This is a genomic window from Klebsiella sp. Q2, assembly GCF_009900705.1.
GTDB lineage: Bacteria > Pseudomonadota > Gammaproteobacteria > Enterobacterales > Enterobacteriaceae > Klebsiella > Klebsiella quasipneumoniae.
This window is the reverse complement of record NZ_JAAABE010000005.1, coordinates 250005-267748: the sequence shown is the minus strand read 5'-3', so window position 1 is coordinate 267748 and position 17744 is coordinate 250005. Positions and strand designations below refer to the sequence as shown.

15 protein-coding genes are annotated in these 17744 nt (G+C 59.2%); 7 read left to right on the top strand and 8 right to left on the bottom strand.

Features of this window, described 5'->3' with window-relative positions; all coding sequences use genetic code 11:
- Positions 1 to 159: 159 nt before the first annotated feature.
- Together GT756_RS20125 and GT756_RS20120 are read left to right on the top strand one after the other, a co-directional pair.
- The gene (locus GT756_RS20125; RefSeq protein WP_043522571.1) at positions 160 to 702 is read left to right on the top strand and encodes a LemA family protein; all 543 of its coding nucleotides are present in this window, start codon (positions 160 to 162) and stop codon (positions 700 to 702) included.
- Positions 703 to 705: 3 nt separating this feature from the next.
- Positions 706 to 2751, top strand: a complete 2046-nt coding sequence (locus GT756_RS20120) for a DUF2207 domain-containing protein (RefSeq protein ID WP_043522569.1) — start codon at positions 706 to 708, stop codon at positions 2749 to 2751.
- A 312-nt stretch (positions 2752 to 3063) separates the two neighbouring features.
- Here the strand turns inward: GT756_RS20120 and livJ are convergent, their stop codons facing one another.
- The 3 genes from livJ to GT756_RS20105 form a co-directional block, all read right to left on the bottom strand.
- A complete protein-coding gene (gene livJ / locus GT756_RS20115; RefSeq protein ID WP_002920812.1) occupies positions 3064 to 4167 on the bottom strand; it encodes a branched chain amino acid ABC transporter substrate-binding protein LivJ in 1104 nt (367 codons plus the stop codon).
- 257 nt (positions 4168 to 4424) lie between these two features.
- On the bottom strand, positions 4425 to 5669 hold the full coding sequence (locus GT756_RS20110; protein WP_017899980.1) for an aromatic amino acid transport family protein: 1245 nt from the start codon (positions 5667 to 5669) through the stop codon (positions 4425 to 4427).
- Positions 5670 to 5816: 147 nt separating this feature from the next.
- Positions 5817 to 7082 carry a 4-aminobutyrate--2-oxoglutarate transaminase gene (locus GT756_RS20105; protein ID WP_004202103.1) on the bottom strand — a complete coding sequence of 422 codons (1266 nt, stop codon included), beginning with the start codon at positions 7080 to 7082 and terminating at the stop codon, positions 5817 to 5819.
- Positions 7083 to 7200: 118 nt separating this feature from the next.
- Between GT756_RS20105 and GT756_RS20100 the strand changes: the two genes are divergently transcribed.
- Positions 7201 to 8724 (top strand): PLP-dependent aminotransferase family protein, encoded by a 1524-nt coding sequence (locus GT756_RS20100; RefSeq protein WP_049002848.1) that lies wholly within the window; start codon positions 7201 to 7203, stop codon positions 8722 to 8724.
- 52 nt (positions 8725 to 8776) lie between these two features.
- Here GT756_RS20100 and rpoH read toward each other — a convergent pair whose 3' ends face one another.
- The 4 genes from rpoH to ftsY form a co-directional block, all read right to left on the bottom strand.
- A complete protein-coding gene (rpoH, locus tag GT756_RS20095; protein WP_002920815.1) occupies positions 8777 to 9631 on the bottom strand; it encodes an RNA polymerase sigma factor RpoH in 855 nt (284 codons plus the stop codon).
- A gap of 269 nt (positions 9632 to 9900) precedes the next feature.
- Positions 9901 to 10956 (bottom strand): permease-like cell division protein FtsX, encoded by a 1056-nt coding sequence (gene ftsX / locus GT756_RS20090; protein WP_002920816.1) that lies wholly within the window; start codon positions 10954 to 10956, stop codon positions 9901 to 9903.
- Entirely contained in the window at positions 10949 to 11617 is a 669-nt protein-coding gene (gene ftsE, locus GT756_RS20085; protein ID WP_004202097.1) for a cell division ATP-binding protein FtsE, read from the bottom strand. Before ftsE ends, ftsX begins: the two co-directional genes overlap by 8 nt.
- 2 nt (positions 11618 to 11619) lie before the next feature.
- Positions 11620 to 13143: a signal recognition particle-docking protein FtsY gene (ftsY, locus tag GT756_RS20080; RefSeq protein WP_048325936.1), complete on the bottom strand. Its 1524-nt coding sequence runs from the start codon at positions 13141 to 13143 to the stop codon at positions 11620 to 11622.
- A 182-nt stretch (positions 13144 to 13325) separates the two neighbouring features.
- Here ftsY and rsmD point away from each other — a divergent pair, with 182 nt between their 5' ends.
- Together rsmD and GT756_RS20070 are read left to right on the top strand one after the other, a co-directional pair.
- Positions 13326 to 13922: a 16S rRNA (guanine(966)-N(2))-methyltransferase gene (gene rsmD, locus GT756_RS20075; RefSeq protein ID WP_048295682.1), complete on the top strand. Its 597-nt coding sequence runs from the start codon at positions 13326 to 13328 to the stop codon at positions 13920 to 13922.
- A complete protein-coding gene (locus GT756_RS20070) occupies positions 13912 to 14187 on the top strand; it encodes a DUF1145 family protein (RefSeq protein WP_004202092.1) in 276 nt (91 codons plus the stop codon). Before rsmD ends, GT756_RS20070 begins: the two co-directional genes overlap by 11 nt.
- Positions 14188 to 14200: 13 nt before the next feature.
- Here GT756_RS20070 and GT756_RS20065 read toward each other — a convergent pair whose 3' ends face one another.
- Positions 14201 to 14551 carry a DUF2500 domain-containing protein gene (locus GT756_RS20065; RefSeq protein WP_025999214.1) on the bottom strand — a complete coding sequence of 117 codons (351 nt, stop codon included), beginning with the start codon at positions 14549 to 14551 and terminating at the stop codon, positions 14201 to 14203.
- A 150-nt stretch (positions 14552 to 14701) separates the two neighbouring features.
- Between GT756_RS20065 and GT756_RS20060 the strand changes: the two genes are divergently transcribed.
- The gene (locus GT756_RS20060; protein WP_004202090.1) at positions 14702 to 15328 is read left to right on the top strand and encodes a lysoplasmalogenase; all 627 of its coding nucleotides are present in this window, start codon (positions 14702 to 14704) and stop codon (positions 15326 to 15328) included.
- Between the two features lie 78 nt (positions 15329 to 15406).
- Positions 15407 to 17617, top strand: a complete 2211-nt coding sequence (zntA, locus tag GT756_RS20055) for a Zn(II)/Cd(II)/Pb(II) translocating P-type ATPase ZntA (protein ID WP_160125026.1) — start codon at positions 15407 to 15409, stop codon at positions 17615 to 17617.
- The last annotated feature ends 127 nt before the right edge of the window (positions 17618 to 17744 follow it).

Below are 17744 nucleotides of genomic sequence, written 5' to 3'. Positions count from 1 at the left end.
ATATCCGCCAGGACAAAGGCTCGCGTGATATTTCAGAATTTAATCTGCAAGCACAGTTTCTCCTGGCGTTTCACGTGCGGTAAGATTCGCTGACGCGTAAAATTGCGCAGAAAGTATTCAGCGCAACGCGATCATCAGCAGTCAACATGGAATAAACATATGGAAATGTATATCGGGCTGGCTATTGTCGCCGTGATCCTTATCTGGGCGATCTTCACCTATAACCGTTTTATCTCTCTACGCCGTTTCAAAGATGAAGCCTGGAGTGGCATTGCCGTCCAGCTCAAGCGCCGTCACGATCTGGCGCCCAATCTGTTCAGTCTGGTCAAACGCTATGCGCAGCACGAAAAAGAGCTGCTGGAAGAGATCGGCCGCCAGCGCAGCGTCCTGATCGGCAATCCCCGACAGGTGGCCGACAGCGAGCAGCAATATGCCGGAACGTTGAGTCGTATCTTCGCCCTGGCGGAAGCCTATCCGGAACTCAAAGCCAGCGAAAATTTCCTCTCGCTGCAGCAATCCCTTGGCGAAATAGAAGAACAGCTGCAAATGGCCCGCCGTTACTTCAACGCCACGGTCCGTGAGTTTAATATTCTGGTGGAGTCTTTCCCCAGCCTGCTGCTGGCCCGCCTGTTTAGCTTCAGGGCGGAACTGTTCTTTGAACTGGAGTCCCCTGAAGAAGCCAAATTGCCGCGGATGGAGTGACCTATGTCCACCTGGTCCATGCGGATACTGCGCAGTATTGGCCTGTTGCTGCTGCTGTTGAGCATCTCTGGCTTAGCCGTCAGCGACGATAACGCTATCACCGAGGCGTCGCCACTCCCGGCCAATGTCCGCCGGGTTCCCGCGTATGAACATATTCTCTTTTTCGATTCCCTGGCGCGTTTTCAGCCAAACGGCAGCATGGAGATGCGGGAAAATATCACCGTGCTGTCCCTCGGAAAGGAGATTCGTCGAGGCATTTTCCGCACGCTACCTCTCTCCTGGCACCGGCAGGACGGCAAAATTTTTAGCGTTGATTACGTCATCAAATCGGTCTCACGCAATGGACTCCCTGAACCCTACAGCCTCGATCGCACGACAAAAGCGCTGACCGTGCGCATTGGCAGCGCCGATCGCACCCTGAAGCCAGGTATTTATAACTATGAAATTCGCTATCAGGTTAGCAACCATTTCAGCCGCTTCCATGACTGGGATGAGCTGTACTGGAACGTGACGGGCAACGACTGGAGCTGGCCAATCGGGAAAGCCCGTTTCCAGCTTGTACTGCCTGACGCCGCCGGGCAGCTGAATGCGGATGGCAGAGATGCAAGGTTGCGCACCATTGATGTTTACACTGGTCGTCAGGGGGCGAAAGACCACCATGCGATCATCCTGCCTGATGGCAGCATACAAACTTCCCGCCCCCTTGCCACCGGCGAAGGGCTAACCGTGGTCTATACCTGGCCTCGAGATATTCTGGCAGGCGCCGCCGCGCCCGAAGCGGTCTGGCCGTTGGTCCATTTACTGGTGCCGACGCTGGCCACCAGTATTATCTGGCTTCCCCTGCTACTGCTTGTTGGCTACTACTGGCTGTGGTGGCGCAAAAACGTCATCGCGGCGGGGTTAAAAATGCCGCCGGTGACGCCGCTATTTTCGCTGCCCGCCGCGATGTCGCCAGGCTATCTGCGCTTTATTACGCAACGTAAGTATGATGATGTGGCATTCAGTAGCGATTTGCTGGGACTGGTTGCCAAACGAGCAATCAGATTAACGAGTAAAAAAAGCCAAACCAAAGGCGCGTGGTCTTCATCCCCTGTTGATGAGCAGTGGCTTTCCCGTCAGCCAGACGAAAAACATAAGCCGCTGAACCCCAATGAAAAGCAGTTGATGAGCCTGCTTTTCAGCGCTAAACGTAAGAACATCAATCTCAGTACGCCGCATCAAACGTTGATGCAAAACGCGCGCAGATGGCTGGAAAAATGTTGTGAAGAGCAGAAATCGCAGCTGTGCCGGACATGGGGTAAACCGCTGCGTCATTGTATTTATATTGCTCTGCTGATCCCGATCGTTTGCGGCATCGGATTTAGCCCGGCGGCGGCGGCGCTCACCGTTCCCTGTCTGCTGTTTGTATCGGTCGGCGGGGTGATGACGTATTTGTGCCTGAGGTTTTTACGCAATCCGATGAAAACCCTGCGTAGTTTGGGACCAGTGATGATCCTGATGGCGCTGGTATTTAGCCCTTTCGCCACCGTGGCGGGCGGTGTTTTCCTGCTTGGCATGCTACCCCTCACCCAACTTCCTGCCGGCTATCCTGGCGCCTTGTTAACCGCCATCGCACTGTGCGCGTTCGTCGCCTGGAAAACACCTCGCTATACGCAGAAGGGGTTAAACGATCTGGCCGTCGCCAAGGGCTTGAAGCTGTATATTAAAACCGCCGAAGAGAAGCGTTATCAGACACTTTATCCACCTGACCAGATGGTCGCTCACTTTGAAAGCCTGCTGCCGGTCGCTCTGGCGCTCGGCGTAGGAAAGACCCTGGCGAACACTTTTTCCCGATATTTAAGCAGCACCGGCGCGATGTCGGAAGTGTTAGCGCAGGCAGACTGGCAGGATATGCATCATTTCTACCAGAGCTGTCATTCCGCCGCCGGCGAGAAGCCGGTGCAGCGTTCAGAGGGTGACTCGTCAGGGTCGGGCTATAGCGGTTCCGGCTCTTCCGGTGGCGGATCGTCAGGCGGCGGTTCCGGTGGTGGTGGCGGCGGTGGCTGGTAAGAGAAGGCCGGATAGCATTTATCCGGCCAACACATCTGGGGCGTGAAAGGCGCCCCACCCATTTAACCCAGCATTTCGCGTGGCAAAAAGGCGTCAAGACCCGACATCCCCGGGAGCTTACATCAGTAAGTGACCGGGGTTGAGGGCCGCAGACAACGCATTTGCAGTGTGAAAGGCCCCCACCCATTTAACCCAGCATTTCGCGTTGCAAAAAGGCGTCAAGACCCGAAATCCCCGGGAGCTTACATCAGTAAGTGACCGGGGTTGAGGGCCGCAGACAACGCATTTGCAGCGTGAAAGGCGCCGGTTAAATTATTTGGCGTCGGTCGCCGTACCATTAGCATGCCAGGTAAAGACCCCGAACTCGAACCCTTTCAGGTCGCCTTTCTGATCCCACGACAGCGGGCCCATCACGGTGTCTACCGTCGCGCCTTTCAGGTATTTAGCGATTTCTGCCGGATCGTCAGACTGATTCAGGCCTGCCTGCAGCGACTGCAGCGCCGCGTAGGTGGTCCACACGAAGGCGCCGCTCGGATCCTGTTTCTTCGCCTTGATCGCATCCACGATCGGTTTGTTCGCCGGCACCTGGTCGTAGTTCTTCGGCTTGGTCACCAGCAAACCTTCCGCCGACTCGCCGGCGATGTTAGACAGGGAGACGTTCGCTACGCCTTCCGGGCCCATAAACTGGGTTTTCAGACCGGCAGCGCGGGCCTGACGCAGGATCTGGCCCATTTCCGGGTGATAGCCGCCATAATAGACGAAGTCGATATTCTCTTTCTTCAGGCGCGCTACCAGCGTGGAGAAGTCTTTCTCACCGGCGGTGATCCCGTCGAAGAAGACCACGTTCGCCCCGCCTTTTTTCAGGCCATCCTGCACCGCACGGGCCAAACCTTCGCCGTACTGCTGTTTGTCATGCACCACTGCGATACGCTGCGGCTTCACTTTGTCGAGAATGTATTTCGCCGCGGTTGGTCCCTGGTCGGAGTCCAGTCCGGTGGTGCGCAGGATCAGCTTATAGCCGCGCGCGGTCAGCTCCGGCGCGGTTGCTGCCGGGGTGATCATCAGAATGCCTTCGTCTTCATAGATATCAGACGCCGGCTGAGTGGAAGAGGAGCACAGGTGGCCGATAACGTATTTGATCCCGTCGTTGACCACTTTGTTGGCGACCGCTACCGCCTGTTTCGGGTCGCAAGCGTCATCATATTTTACGATCTGCAGCTTATTGCCCTTAATGCCGCCCTTAGCATTGATATCCGCTACCGCCTGCTCGGCGCCGGTAAATTCCTGATCGCCGTACTGGGCCACCGGGCCGGACATCGCCCCGACTACCGCGATTTTGATATCTTCCGCCAGCGCCGCGCTGCTCATAACTAAGGCAATACATCCTGCCAGTAACGCTTTACCCTTCATATTCATCCTGAGGCTCCCCATTATTATGGTTTTTGCATTTGTTGTGATGTTGTTTGTTAGCGCATTATTTTGTTTATATCGATAGGAAAAGCATATGATAGCTAATCTACCGGGGGCTACTCGCGCTTTTGCAGCACACTATGCTAAACATACCGTCATTCTGAGGAATTTGAAACGACTAAATTGCGGGCTATGTAACAGATAAGTGACAAATAAAAAAACCGCGCCAGCATGAACCGGACGCGGTGCAAAACAGGCCCTAATTACCAGCCAGCGGGCAGGTAGCCTACCGCGGACGCTATCGCGTAGACGGCGCTGCAAAGATACAACAACACAATGAAGCATTGGATAAGCGGATGGGTCATCCAGGCCGGACAGGTCCAGCCCGGCGTCAGGTCGCCACGCTGGCGGGCGCCCTTGAGCATCAGGATCGGCATAATCGATAAAATAACGCCGCTGAACACCCCGGCAAAATAGAGCGCGTTGACGAAGGAGACCATGCCGCTGTAGGCCAGCGCGAACGGCGGGATCGCCACCACCAGCAGCACCATCAGGCGACGGGCGGGCTGTTCGTCATTCCCCAGGCGGAACTGATCGAAGATATTGGTCAGGAAGCTGCCGCCCAGTCCCCAGTAGGAGGTCAACATCGCGCACAGCGCAAACAGGTTGGCGGAGAAGAAGGCCCATTCGCCAAGCGCCCTGCCCCAGGAGATGGTGGCCACATCCGAAATATTCTCCAGGCCGTTAAGCGAGATCACCGACAGCGGCACCAGCGCCAGCAGGGTAAAGGTCAGCGCCATGCCGACCATAATGGCTTTAGGCAATTTTTCCGGTTTGTCGGCGAAGCCCCGCGCCATTTCCGGGACGATATACTGTGCCGAGAAGCAGAACGCCACGACGTTGAAGACCGGAACCATATACAGCCAGTTGCCGTCGAGCAGATAGCCCACGCGGGTGGTCTCTTTCAGCAGCGTGGCAATCACCAGCACCGAGATCATCACCACCATGCCGATGCTGATAAATTTCTCGCCGCGGCCGATCGCCTTCAGCCCCAGATAGAGCACCCCTGCCGCCGGGACGAAAAACAGCACGCTGCCCAGCGCCGGCGAGATGCCAAACAGCGAGTGCAGCAGCTTGCCGCTGCCGGTCATATAAGCCGTCAATGCCCCGACGCTGTTGACGCAGACGGAGAGGAACATCATTAGCGCGCCGAAGCCGCCGACGTAGCGCTTTGATAATCCGCTGAGCTGCAGATGTTTACGCGTGCGGAGCGTGGATTCCGCGACATAGAGCATGGTCACCGTGGTCAGACTACCCACCAGCACCAGCCAGAACAGCAGTGGTAAAAAGCCCGCTTTGCTTGACGCATAGGCGATAGAGAGGACACCCGCGCCAATATTGGTACCGACAATCATCGATACCCCTTCGACGAAGCTCAGAGATTTTGCAGGGACAGCCGTACGTTCCCGGCCGGTGAGGACGGGAGAAAAGGTGGAGTTTTCAGACATAATACTTTCCGTTTTACTCCGGCGGTTTTCACCGCCGGAAAAAAGGTGATATCAGGGTGATAAACCACTCACGCTGAGCATAAACAGCCGGCTGCGGCGTCCTGTTTCTGTTCGGCTTCCCTGCCGCCGCAGCCCGCCGGGGAGACGTTAGCTCTTCAGTACGCGCGCCAGAATATCCAGCGCTTTCGAGAACTGGGCGTCCGGAATCGTCAGCGGATAGAGGAAGCGGATCACGTTGCCGTAGACGCCGCAGCTCAGCAGCAGCAGGCCGTTCTCCTGCGCTTTCTGTTGCACCTGGCGGGTGAACTCCGGCGACGGCTCGCCAGTTTGCGGATCGTTAAACTCCACTGCCACCATCGACCCCCGGCCGCGGACATCGACAATCGCCGGACAGGTGGCGCGCGCCTGGTTGAGCACTTCCTGCAGATGGCTACCCAGCTGCTCAGCGCGCTGGCACAGCTGCTCTTCGGCAATCACATCCAGCACCGCGTGCGCCGCGGCCACCGCCAGCGGGTTACCGGCATAGGTCCCGCCCAGTCCGCCTGGCGCTGGGGCATCCATTACCTCGGCGCGACCAACGACGCCCGACAGCGGGAAACCGCCGGCGAGGCTTTTCGCCATCGTCATCAGATCCGGTTTCACATCATAATGCTGCATGGCGAACAGCTTGCCGGTACGAGCGAAACCGGTCTGCACTTCATCGGCGATCAGCAGAATGCCGTGGGTATCGCACAGGTCGCGCAGCGCCTGCATGAAATCGGCCGGCGCGACGTTAAAGCCGCCTTCCCCCTGGATCGGCTCGAGGATGATGGCCGCGACCTGATCCGGCGCAATATCCGCTTTGAAAATGCGCTCCAGGCTTTTCAGCGCATCCGCTGTGGTCACGCCATGCGCCGCATTCGGGTAGACACCGTGATACACCGAGCCCGGGAACGGCCCGAAGCCGATTTTGTAGGGTGCGACCTTACCGGTGAGGGCCATGGTCATAAAGGTACGGCCGTGGAAACCGCCGCCGAAAGTTATCAGCCCCGGACGACCGGTGTAAGCGCGGGCAATTTTCACCGCGTTCTCGACCGCTTCCGCGCCGGTGGTGAAGAAGGCCGTTTTTGCCGGCCCGTCAATCGGCGCCAGATCGTTGATACGTTCAGCCAGCGTGACATAGCTTTCGTACGGCACAATCTGATAGGCGGTGTGGGTGAACGCCTGCAGCTGGTCAGCGACCGCGGCAACCACCTTCGGATGACGGTGACCGGTATTTAACACGGCGATACCGGCGGCGAAATCGATCACCTCATTGCCTTCGATATCCCACAGCGTGGCGTTCTCCGCCTTCTCGACAAAGTAGTTACACATTACGCCTACGCCGCGCGGCGTCGCCTGCTGGCGACGTTGATTCAGTTCTGAGCTTTTCACCTGCGAATCTCCTGTCGTGTATGTCACGTTATCGCAACAAATTAGAAACGATGTCGTTTATTTACACAGGAGTTGGCCCTATAATCGAGTACCAATTTTGAATATCTGAGGGATCCAATTGCGTTCGCTGGTGGGTGACCTGGTGCTGGTCCGTCTGCAGGAAGAGCGCGACCCTCTTCTGCACAAACGCTTATACAACGCGCTTCGCCGCGCGATCCTTGACGGTTCGCTGGCGCCGCAAAGCCGCCTGCCGCCGTCGCGGGACCTGGCGGGAGAACTCGGCGTATCAAGAAACACCATATTAACAACTTATGAACAATTACTGGCGGAAGGATATGTGGTTTCCCGTCGGGGAAGCGGAACATTCGTTGCCCAAACCGCCTCTGAAAGTTCCTTGACCGCTAAGGGTGAGCGGGAAAACAGCAGCATCGCGACATCGACGGCGCATCTTTCACGCCGCGGCCAGCACCTGCTCGGCCAGGTCAGCGCCAGCCCGCGCCAGTGGGGAGCGTTTATTCCCGGCGTACCGGACGTTAACGCCTTTCCCCATCCGCTGTTCAGCAAGATCCAGGCGCGCATCAGCCGTCGGCCAAAGCCCGAGCGGCTCAGCTACAGCTGCAACGGCGGTACCCCGGAGCTGCAGCAGGCGCTGGTGGATTATCTGCGGGTATCGCGCGGCGTCCACTGTCAGGCAGATCAAATTCTTATCACCGAGGGGATCCACCAGGCTATCGATCTGGTCACCCGCATGCTGTGCGACAGCGGCGATCTGGCGTGGGTGGAGGAGCCTTCCTACTGGGGCATTCGCCACCTGCTGGCGATGAACGACGTCCGGGCGGAGCCCCTGACCGTCGATGCCAACGGCCTGTGTCCGCCGGAAACGGTTGACGATGCGCCGCGGCTCATCTTTGTCACCCCCTCTCACCAGTATCCGCTGGGCGCAGTGATGAGCCTTGAACGTCGTCAGCGGCTGCTGGCGCTCGCCCGCCAGCAGGGGAGCTGGATCGTCGAAGATGATTATGACAGCGAGTTTCGCTTTTCCGGCCAGCCCATCCCCGCCCTGCAGGGGCTGGTGGCCGACGCGCCGGTGGTCTATATCGGCACCTTCAGTAAAACGCTCTATCCCGGCCTGCGTCTGGGCTATGTGGTGATCCCCCGTCCGCTGGTCAGCGATCTGAAGCACGCCCACGCCGAGCTTTACCGCGGCGGCCATTCGCTGATCCAGATGGCGCTGGCGGAGTTTATTACCGCTGGTCACTACTCGGCCCATATCCGCCGCATGCGCCTGCTCTACAGCCGTCGCCGCGCCTTTTTAACCGAGCTGATTCAGCGGCACTGTATGCCCGACGCCCTGTCGGACTTCAGCGATAATGCCGGGCTGCATTTGATCCTCAATTTACCGGAAGAGGCTGACGATGTGGCGATCGCCCGCGAGGCCAATGCGCGCCACATTCTGGTGCGGCCGCTCTCGCGCTACTACCTGACGGCGGCGCGTAAGAAAGGATTATTGATGGGATTTGCCAGCCAGCCCGAGGAGCAGATGGCGTCGGCGTTCAGCGTCTTACTCGGCTGCCTGCAGACGCACTGCCCGCAGATGCTCCTGCTCCGGGAGGACGCAGAAAAACAAAACGCCCCAACCTGAGGCGGGGCGTTATCGGGGAGCCTGATATCAGGTATCAGGCAGGCGTGGCGTATCAGGCTTCGATCGCTGCACGCAGTTTTTTCATGGCGTTCTTTTCCAGCTGACGCACGCGCTCTGCGGAGACGCCGTAGCGGTCAGCCAGCTCCTGCAGCGTGGACTTGTTGTCTTCGTCCAGCCAGCGGGCGCGGATGATATCCTGGCTACGCTCGTCCAGGCCCTGCATCGCGTCAGTCAGCTTATTCGCCGCCTGCTCTTCCCAGTTATCGTCTTCGATGCCATCGGCAAAGTTTGACGTTTTGTCCTGCAGATACAGGACCGGCGCCATCGGCTGGCTGTCGGATTCATCGTCCGACGACATGTCGAACGTCATGTCCTGGGCCGCCATGCGGGATTCCATCTCGCGGACGTCTTTGCTCGACACGCCCAGCTCACGGGCCACCATTTCCACTTCATCCTGGTTGAACCAACCCAGACGCTGTTTGGTTTTACGCAGGTTAAAGAACAGCTTACGCTGTGCTTTGGTGGTAGCGACCTTCACGATACGCCAGTTGCGCAGCACGTATTCGTGAATTTCGGCTTTAATCCAGTGCACGGCGAAGGAGACCAGGCGCACACCCACTTCCGGGTTGAAGCGACGCACGGCTTTCATCAGGCCGATATTGCCTTCCTGGATCAGATCCGCCTGCGGCAGGCCATAGCCCGAGTAGTTACGAGCAATGTGAACAACAAAGCGCAGGTGAGACAGAATCAGCTTTTTCGCTGCTTCCAGATCGCCCTGGTAATGCAGCTTTTCAGCAAGCTCCCGCTCTTCATCAGCCGACAGCATCGGCCAAGTGTTAGCGGCCCGGATATACGATTCCAGGTTACCAACGGGGGCTAAAGCTAAAGTTTGCATTTCTTTGGTCATTCAAATCCTCTCAATTGATATCTTCTGACGTGGTCTTGTCCCCATCAGGCAACAAGCATGCCAGCATTCATGAGCAACGAGAATATCACTCACATTAGTATCAGACAGTGATTTTATCCACAAGTTCCCTGCAACGGTGTGAATAAATTACGCACAAAATGTGACACCACGATGAAAAAGTGAGGGCAGGAAAAGGAGAACAAGCTTGCGGTATCTTTCCCTGCGAACAGGAACTCATTGCAGCAGGGAAAGATTATATCACGCTTTTTTTAATCGGGAGTAAAGTGACGTAAATGTTGCACTGTCGCCAGCCAGGCGGCCACCCACCCGATCATCGAGCAGACGATCAGCATCAGCAGACACTCGTCAAAGCCTAAGCCGCTCAGCTCAAACTGGGTGCCGAACACCTTCGCCACCTCGGTCACTGCCGACGAGAGGCGCATCACCAGAATCTCCGACAGGATCAGCGATAAAAACGCGCCGGAGAAGCCCAGCATCGCCCCGCCGTAGAGGAACGGACGCAGGATAAAGCCGTCGGTGGCGCCGATCAGTTTCTGCACGTTAATGGTATCGCGGCGGGCGAAGATGCTCAGGCGCACGCTGTTGCCGATCACCAGGAACACCGCCGCCACCATCAGCACGCCGATCATCGCCGACACGCGGCCCACCAGCCCGGTGAGCGAGGAGAGGCGGGCAAACCAGCTGTCGTCCATCCGTACTTCATCGACCCCCTGGATCCGCGATACCCGATCGCGCAGGGTGTTCAGCGCTTCCGTGCTCTGGAAATCCAGCTTCGGCACCACGATGGCGACCGCCGGCAGCGGGTTCTCTTCCAGCATATCCAGGGCGCCGCCAAAGCCGGACCAGTTACGGAATTCACCCAATGCCTCGTCACGTGACAAATAGTTCACCTTGTCGACGCCCTGCTCCGCCTGCAGCTGGCCGACCACCCGCGCCGCGGCATCGTCATCCAGCGTTTTTTCCAGATACACGGTGATCTGCGGCGAGGGATAGTACTGTGACGCCGCGCTGCTGACGTTTTTGTAGACCATGTAGCAGACGCTTGGCAGGGTCAACGAGATGGCGATAACCATCACCGTCAGGAAGGTGGCCAGCGGTGTGCTTTTTAAATCCTGGAGCGCGCCGTGCCAGGCGTAGCGCACCTGCTCGTTGAACACGTTGCTCTTACGCGAGGCCGGGTTAGGCGCCGCTTTCGGCCGTTTTGGCGCATTGCGCCCGCCGCCGCCGCCGCCCGCCGCGTTGCGCAGGCGATCGAACTTGCTGCCGAACTGGCGGATTTGGTTCATTGCGTCGCGCTTATTCACCCCGAATGCCTCCATGCAGATGGCCGTCGCTGAGCGTCAGCACGCGGTACGGACGGCTGGAGATAAGCCCCAGATCGTGCGTGGCCATCAGTACCGTCACCCCGACGCGGTTAAACTCTTCAAACAGACGTAAAATCCCCTCCGAGAGCGCCTCGTCGAGATTACCGGTCGGTTCATCCGCCAGCAGTACCGCCGGCTTGTTGACCACCGCGCGAGCGATCCCCACGCGCTGCTGCTCGCCGCCGGAGAGCTGAATCGGAAAGTTCTTCGCTTTGTCCAGCAGCCCGACCTTGTCCAGCGCCGCCGAGACGCGGCGACGAATGTCATCGCCGCTGGCGCCGGCGATAATCAGCGGGATCGCCACGTTGTCATACACGGTGCGATCCATCAGCAAATGGTGGTCCTGGAAAATCATGCCGATCTGGCGGCGCAGGAACGGCACCTCACGGCTCTTCAGGCGGCTGATTTCATGACCGCTGAAGAAGATTTTGCCGGCGCTGGGCCGTTCGATACCACAGATAAGCTTCAGCAGGGTACTTTTCCCTGCGCCGGAGTGGCCGGTCAGAAACGCCATCTCGCCCGGCTGCAGGTGGAAGTTCACCCCCTGCAGCGCTTGTCTCCCACCGAGATAGGCTTTGCTGACTTGTTCAAAGCGAATCATTCTTAATCCTCTCGGGCAAAAAGTGCCTCAATAAAGTCGCCCGCATTAAACGGACGCAGATCCTCAATACGCTCGCCGACGCCAATATAGCGAATCGGAATGCCGAACTGGTCGGCCACCGAGAAGATCACGCCGCCTTTGGCGGTGCCATCCAGCTTGGTCAGGGTGATCCCGGTCAAACCTACCGCCTCATGGAACAGTTTGGCCTGGCTAATCGCATTCTGCCCGGTGCTGGCGTCGATGGTTAACATCACCTCATGCGGCGCGTCGACGTCCAGCTTTTTCATCACCCGGACGATCTTCTTCAGCTCTTCCATCAGGTGCGATTTATTCTGCAGACGCCCAGCGGTATCGGCAATCAGCACATCAACATGGCGCGCCTTCGCCGCCTGAATGGCGTCGAAAATCACCGAAGCGGAATCGGCGCCGGTGTGCTGGGCGATCACCGGGATATTGTTACGCTGCCCCCAGACCTGCAACTGTTCTACCGCCGCCGCACGGAAGGTATCCCCCGCCGCCAGCATCACCGATTTGCCCTGCTGCTCAAACTGACGCGCCAGCTTGCCGATGGTGGTGGTTTTCCCCACCCCGTTCACGCCGACCATCAGAATAACAAATGGCGTTTTGCCTTCAACGTTCAGCGGCGCATCCACTTTGGCGAGAATCTCACCCATCTCTTCTTTCAGCAGGCCGTACAGCGCCTCCGCATCGCGCAGCTGCTTACGGCTGGCGCCCTCAGTGAGGTTAGTAATGATCTTGCGGGTGGTCTCCACCCCGACATCAGCGATCAGCAGCTGCTCTTCCAGCTCTTCAAACAGATCGTCGTCGATCTTCTTACCGCGGAACAGGCTGATAAATCCGGAACCGAGATTTTCTTTTGTTTTCAGAAGACTACGTTTTAGGCGGGCAAAAAAGCCTTCTTTCGTCGGTTTTTCCTGCTCCTGGGCCAGTTCTTCCACCGGCGCCTCGTCTTCTGGCGCCGGCACCACCACCGCCGCCTCTTCTGCCGCCTCGGCCGCCAGCGCCTGCGCTTCCAGCTCTTCATCGCTTAACGGCGCGTCCTCTTCCGGCGCTTCCGTCTCCTGCGGCTGGGCAACAGCATCCTCTACAGGCTGCTCAGCCACGACCTCCGCCGCCACCGGTTCGGCGATAACCTCTTCCGCCAGCGACTCAACCACCGCAGGCTGTTCAACCGGTTCGCTGACCGCGGGCTCCGGTTCAACAACAGGCGCTTCTTCGGTCAGAGCAGGCGCTTCCACCCACTCTTCTTCCTGCGCGCTGGCAGGCTCCGCAAGGTGGGCCTTTTCGTTTTCGACCACCGTCTCGGTGACGTCGACGACCTCTTCGGCAAACGCCTCCGGGTCCGCTTTCGGCGCGCTCGGCTCGGCAGGGGTTTCCGCCGCCGGTGTCTCATCGGCAACCGCTTGTTGTTCTTCTACTTTTTGTTCAGTCTCGGTTTCCTGTGCCTGTTCTTTCTGTCCAAAGCCCAGCCAGGAAAAGAAGCCACGTTTTTTCTCTTTTGCCATTTGCGACCACACTCCTCGCTGTTTATTCATGGCGCAGCTTCATCAGAAGCTGAAAAAATGATGAAATTAGTTGGATAGTCTATCACTTAACTTAACTCGCAGCACCGCCCCCGGATTAAGGTTTCGTCAACCGCCGTCGATCGCTAGAATAGCAGGCCGGAAGTTGAGACTTGAGCAGAGAGATGAAAAAACCAAACCACGCGGGCAGCGGTCAGATCCGCATCATCGGCGGGCAATGGCGCGGCCGTAAATTACCGGTGCCGGAGAGCCCGGGCCTGCGGCCGACCACCGACCGGGTTCGCGAAACCCTTTTTAACTGGCTGGCGCCGTCCATCGTTGACGCGCACTGCCTCGACTGCTTTGCCGGCAGCGGCGCGCTGGGGCTTGAGGCGCTGTCCCGCTATGCGGCCAGCACTACGCTACTGGAGATGGAGCGCGGCGTCGCTCAGCAGTTGCAAAAAAACCTGGCCACCCTGAAAGCGGATCGCGGCAAGGTGATCGCGACCAACACCCTCAGCTTCCTGAGCCAACCGGGCACGCCGCATGAGATCGTATTCGTCGACCCACCGTTCCGTCAGGGGCTGCTGGAGGAGACGCTGCGCCTGCTGGAAACGCAGGGCTGGCTGGCCGATGAGGCCCTGGTGTACGTCGAAAGCGAAGTCGAAAACGGTTTACCGCCGGTACCGGCAAACTGGCATCTGTATCGTGAAAAAATGGCCGGACAGGTCGCGTACCGTCTTTACCAACGTGAGGCCCAAGGAGAGAACCATGCTGATTAATTTAGGCCGCCTGCTGATGCTGTGCGTCTGGGCCTTTCTGTTATTGAATCTGTTTCAGCCCTTCCCGAAGCCGCTGAATATCTTCGTCAACGTCGCGCTGATTTTTATGATCCTGATGCATGGCCTGCAGCTGACGCTGCTCAAGGCGACGCAGCCGAAAGATGCCCCGCCGCTGGGCCGCTTTGAGCAAATCCGCATTTTTATCTTCGGCGTGTTTGAGCTCGTCGCCTGGCAGAAAAAACTGAAGGCGACGCTGAAGAAATAGTCCTGACAAGGGCTCAGGGATCGGGCGTAAACGCCACGAACGCTGTGCCCTTATAACTCAACATCCCGCGATCGCCGACGCTCAGCGCATGATACTGCGGCGCGTCAAGGCGAAACACCACCTCCAGCCCGCCGCTCTCAGGGCGAAAGCTCGCTTCATAGCGCATCTCGCTGCCCGCAGGCGTCACCGTCTGCTGGCGCGAACGCCGATCGTTAATCACTTTTTCCCGCTTATTGCTGACGATCACCCGCTTTTGCAACACCGGCGCGGCGTCGTTCGCCAGTTTTTCGCGGCGCTGCTGCACATAGCGAAACGAAGCCGCCACCACAATCACCGCGACGACCAGAACAAAAAAGAGCGGCATTTTACTCATTAAGGTTACCCATAAAAAATATCAGGAATCAGCATACTGCGACTGGAATAACATTGTCATCTGCTGCGCCAAACCACTACACTGAGTGGTAGCTTCACGCATCCGTAACTTTCTTTATGATAACAGATACAGGGACTTACTATGCTTTGGTCATTTATTGCTGTCTGTTTCTCCGCATGGCTTTATGTCGATGCATCCTATCGCGGGCCGGCCTGGCGACGCTGGGTATTTAAACCTGTCACCCTGATTCTGTTGCTGTTGCTGGCCTGGCAGGCGCCGATGTTCAATGCCATCAGCTACCTGGTGCTGGCTGGCCTGTGCGCCTCGCTGCTCGGCGACGCCCTCACCCTGCTGCCGCGTCAGCGGGTGATGTACGCGGTGGGCGCCTTCTTCCTGTCGCATCTGCTGTATACCATCTGGTTTGCCAGCCAGCTGACGCTGTCGTTCTTCTGGCCGCTGCCGCTGGTGCTGCTGGTATTCGGCGCCCTGCTGATGGCGGTGATCTGGAGCCGCCTGGAAGAGATGAAAATGCCGGTGCTGACCTTTATCGGCATGACGCTGGTGATGGTCTGGCTGGCCGGTGAGCTATGGTTTGCCCGCCCTACCGACACCGCGCTGTCCGGTTTCGCCGGCGCCGCTCTGCTGCTGCTGAGCAATGCCGTGTGGCTGGTAAGTCACTATCGTCGCCGTTTCCGCGCCGATAACGCCATTGCCGCCGCGTTTTACTTTGCCGGCCACTTCCTCATCGTGCGCGCGCTGTACCTGTAATTTAGTCCTTGACTCTGGAGTCGACTCCAGAGTGTATCCTACGGCTAATGAGAAAATTATCATTTACCGGAGGGTGCCATGTCGACTCCAGACGCGCAGGATAAAAAAGTCCCACAATTCTCGTCATTCACCATGCGGCCAGCGCCCGCCCCGGCGGAGAGCTGCTGCACAGACCACGCCTGCGCCGCAGAGACCGCACCAGCCGCCGAAGCGCTTAGCGACGCCCGCTACAGCTGGCAGGTTGCCGGCATGGACTGCGCCGCCTGCGCCCGCAAGGTGGAAACGGCGGTTCGTCAGGTGCCCGGCGTCAGTCAGGTTCAGGTGCTGTTCGCCACGGAAAAATTATTGGTTAACGCCGAAGGCGACGTTCGCGCTCAGGTTGAGCAGGCGGTACGTCAGGCAGGCTATACGCTGCGCGATGCCGATGCCTCCGCGTCAGAGAAAACGCAGGGCTCGCGGCTGCGCGACAATTTACCGTTGCTGACGCTGGTCATTATGATGGCCCTGAGCTGGGGGCTGGAGCAGGCCAACCACCCCGCCGGTCAGTTAGCCTTTGTTGCCACCACCCTGGTCGGCCTGTGGCCGGTTGCCCGTCAGGCGCTGCGCCTGATCAAAAGCGGGAGCTGGTTCGCCATTGAAACGCTGATGAGCGTCGCCGCCATCGGGGCGCTGTTTATCGGCGCCACCGCGGAAGCGGCGATGGTCCTGCTACTGTTCCTGATCGGCGAGCGTCTCGAAGGCTGGGCCGCCAGCCGCGCGCGGCAGGGCGTGAGCGCGCTGATGGCGCTGAAGCCCGACACCGCCATCCGTCTGCGCAACGGCGTGCGGGAAACCGTCGCCCAGCGTGACCTGCGCCCCGGAGATGTGATTGAAGTGGCTGCCGGCGGGCGTCTGCCGGCGGATGGACAACTGCTGTCGCCGTTTGCCAGCTTTGATGAAAGCGCCCTGACCGGCGAGTCGGTGCCGGTGGAGCGCCAGGCCGGAGAACGGGTAGCGGCGGGCGCCACCAGCGTCGACCGCCTGGTGCAGCTGACCGTGATCTCCGAACCGGGCGACAGCGCCATCGACCGCATCCTGAAGCTGATTGAAGAGGCGGAGGAACGTCGGGCGCCGATCGAGCGTTTTATCGACCGCTTCAGCCGGATCTACACTCCGGCCATTATGGTGGTGGCCCTGTTGGTGGCCATTGTCCCGCCGCTGTTCTTCGCCAGCGCCTGGCTGCCATGGATCTATAAAGGCTTAACGCTGCTGTTGATCGGCTGCCCGTGCGCGCTGGTCATCTCCACCCCGGCGGCCATCACCTCCGGCCTGGCGGTCGCCGCCCGACGCGGGGCGCTGATCAAAGGCGGCGCGGCGCTGGAACAGCTGGGCCAGGTGCGCCAGGTGGCGTTCGATAAAACCGGCACCCTGACCGTCGGGCAGCCGCAGGTGACCTCGGTCATCGCCACGGCTGAGAATGACGACAACGCGCTGCTGGCGCTGGCGGCGGCGGTGGAGCAAGGCTCCAGCCATCCGTTGGCGCAGGCCATCGTCCGCGAAGCGCAGCGGCGCCAGCTGAGCATTCCGCTGGCCAGCGGCCAGCGGGCGCTGGCAGGTTCCGGTATCGAAGCCGAGGTCAACGGCAGCCGGATTTTAATCTGCGCGGCCAGCAAAGCCGCCCCGGCAGAGCATGAGGCGCAGATCCAGCAGCTGGAGAGCGCCGGGCAAACGGTGGTGCTGGTCATGCGCGGCGAGACGCTTCTCGGCATCCTGGCGCTGCGCGACACCCTGCGCGACGACGCGCGTCAGGCAGTGGATGCCTTACACCAGCTGGGGGTGCAGGGGGTGATCCTCACCGGGGATAACCCGCGCGCCGCGGCGGCCATCGCCAGCGAACTGGGGCTGAAATTCCGCGCCGGCCTGCTGCCGGCGGACAAAGTCGAAGCGGTGATGGCGTTGAATGCCGATGCGCCGCTGGCGATGGTCGGCGACGGCATCAACGACGCCCCGGCGATGAAAGCGGCGACCATCGGCATCGCCATGGGCAGCGGTACCGACGTGGCGCTGGAGACTGCCGACGCCGCGCTGACCCACAACCGTCTGACCGGCCTGGCGCAGATGATTTCCCTGGCGCGGGCGACTCACGCCAATATCCGCCAGAACATCGCGATTGCCTTAGGGCTGAAGGGGATTTTCCTTGTCACCACCCTGCTCGGCCTGACCGGTCTGTGGCTGGCGGTGCTGGCGGATACCGGCGCCACCGTGCTGGTAACGGCTAACGCGCTGCGGTTATTGCGTAAGAAGTTGTAGCATAGATACCGGCTTCCCTGCTCGCGCTACGCTTAGCAGGGCTACGGTTCCAGACCGTCGGGTAGCCCGGATAAGGCGCTACGCGCCGCCATCCGGGGTATTCCCTGCTCGCGCTACGCTTAGCAGG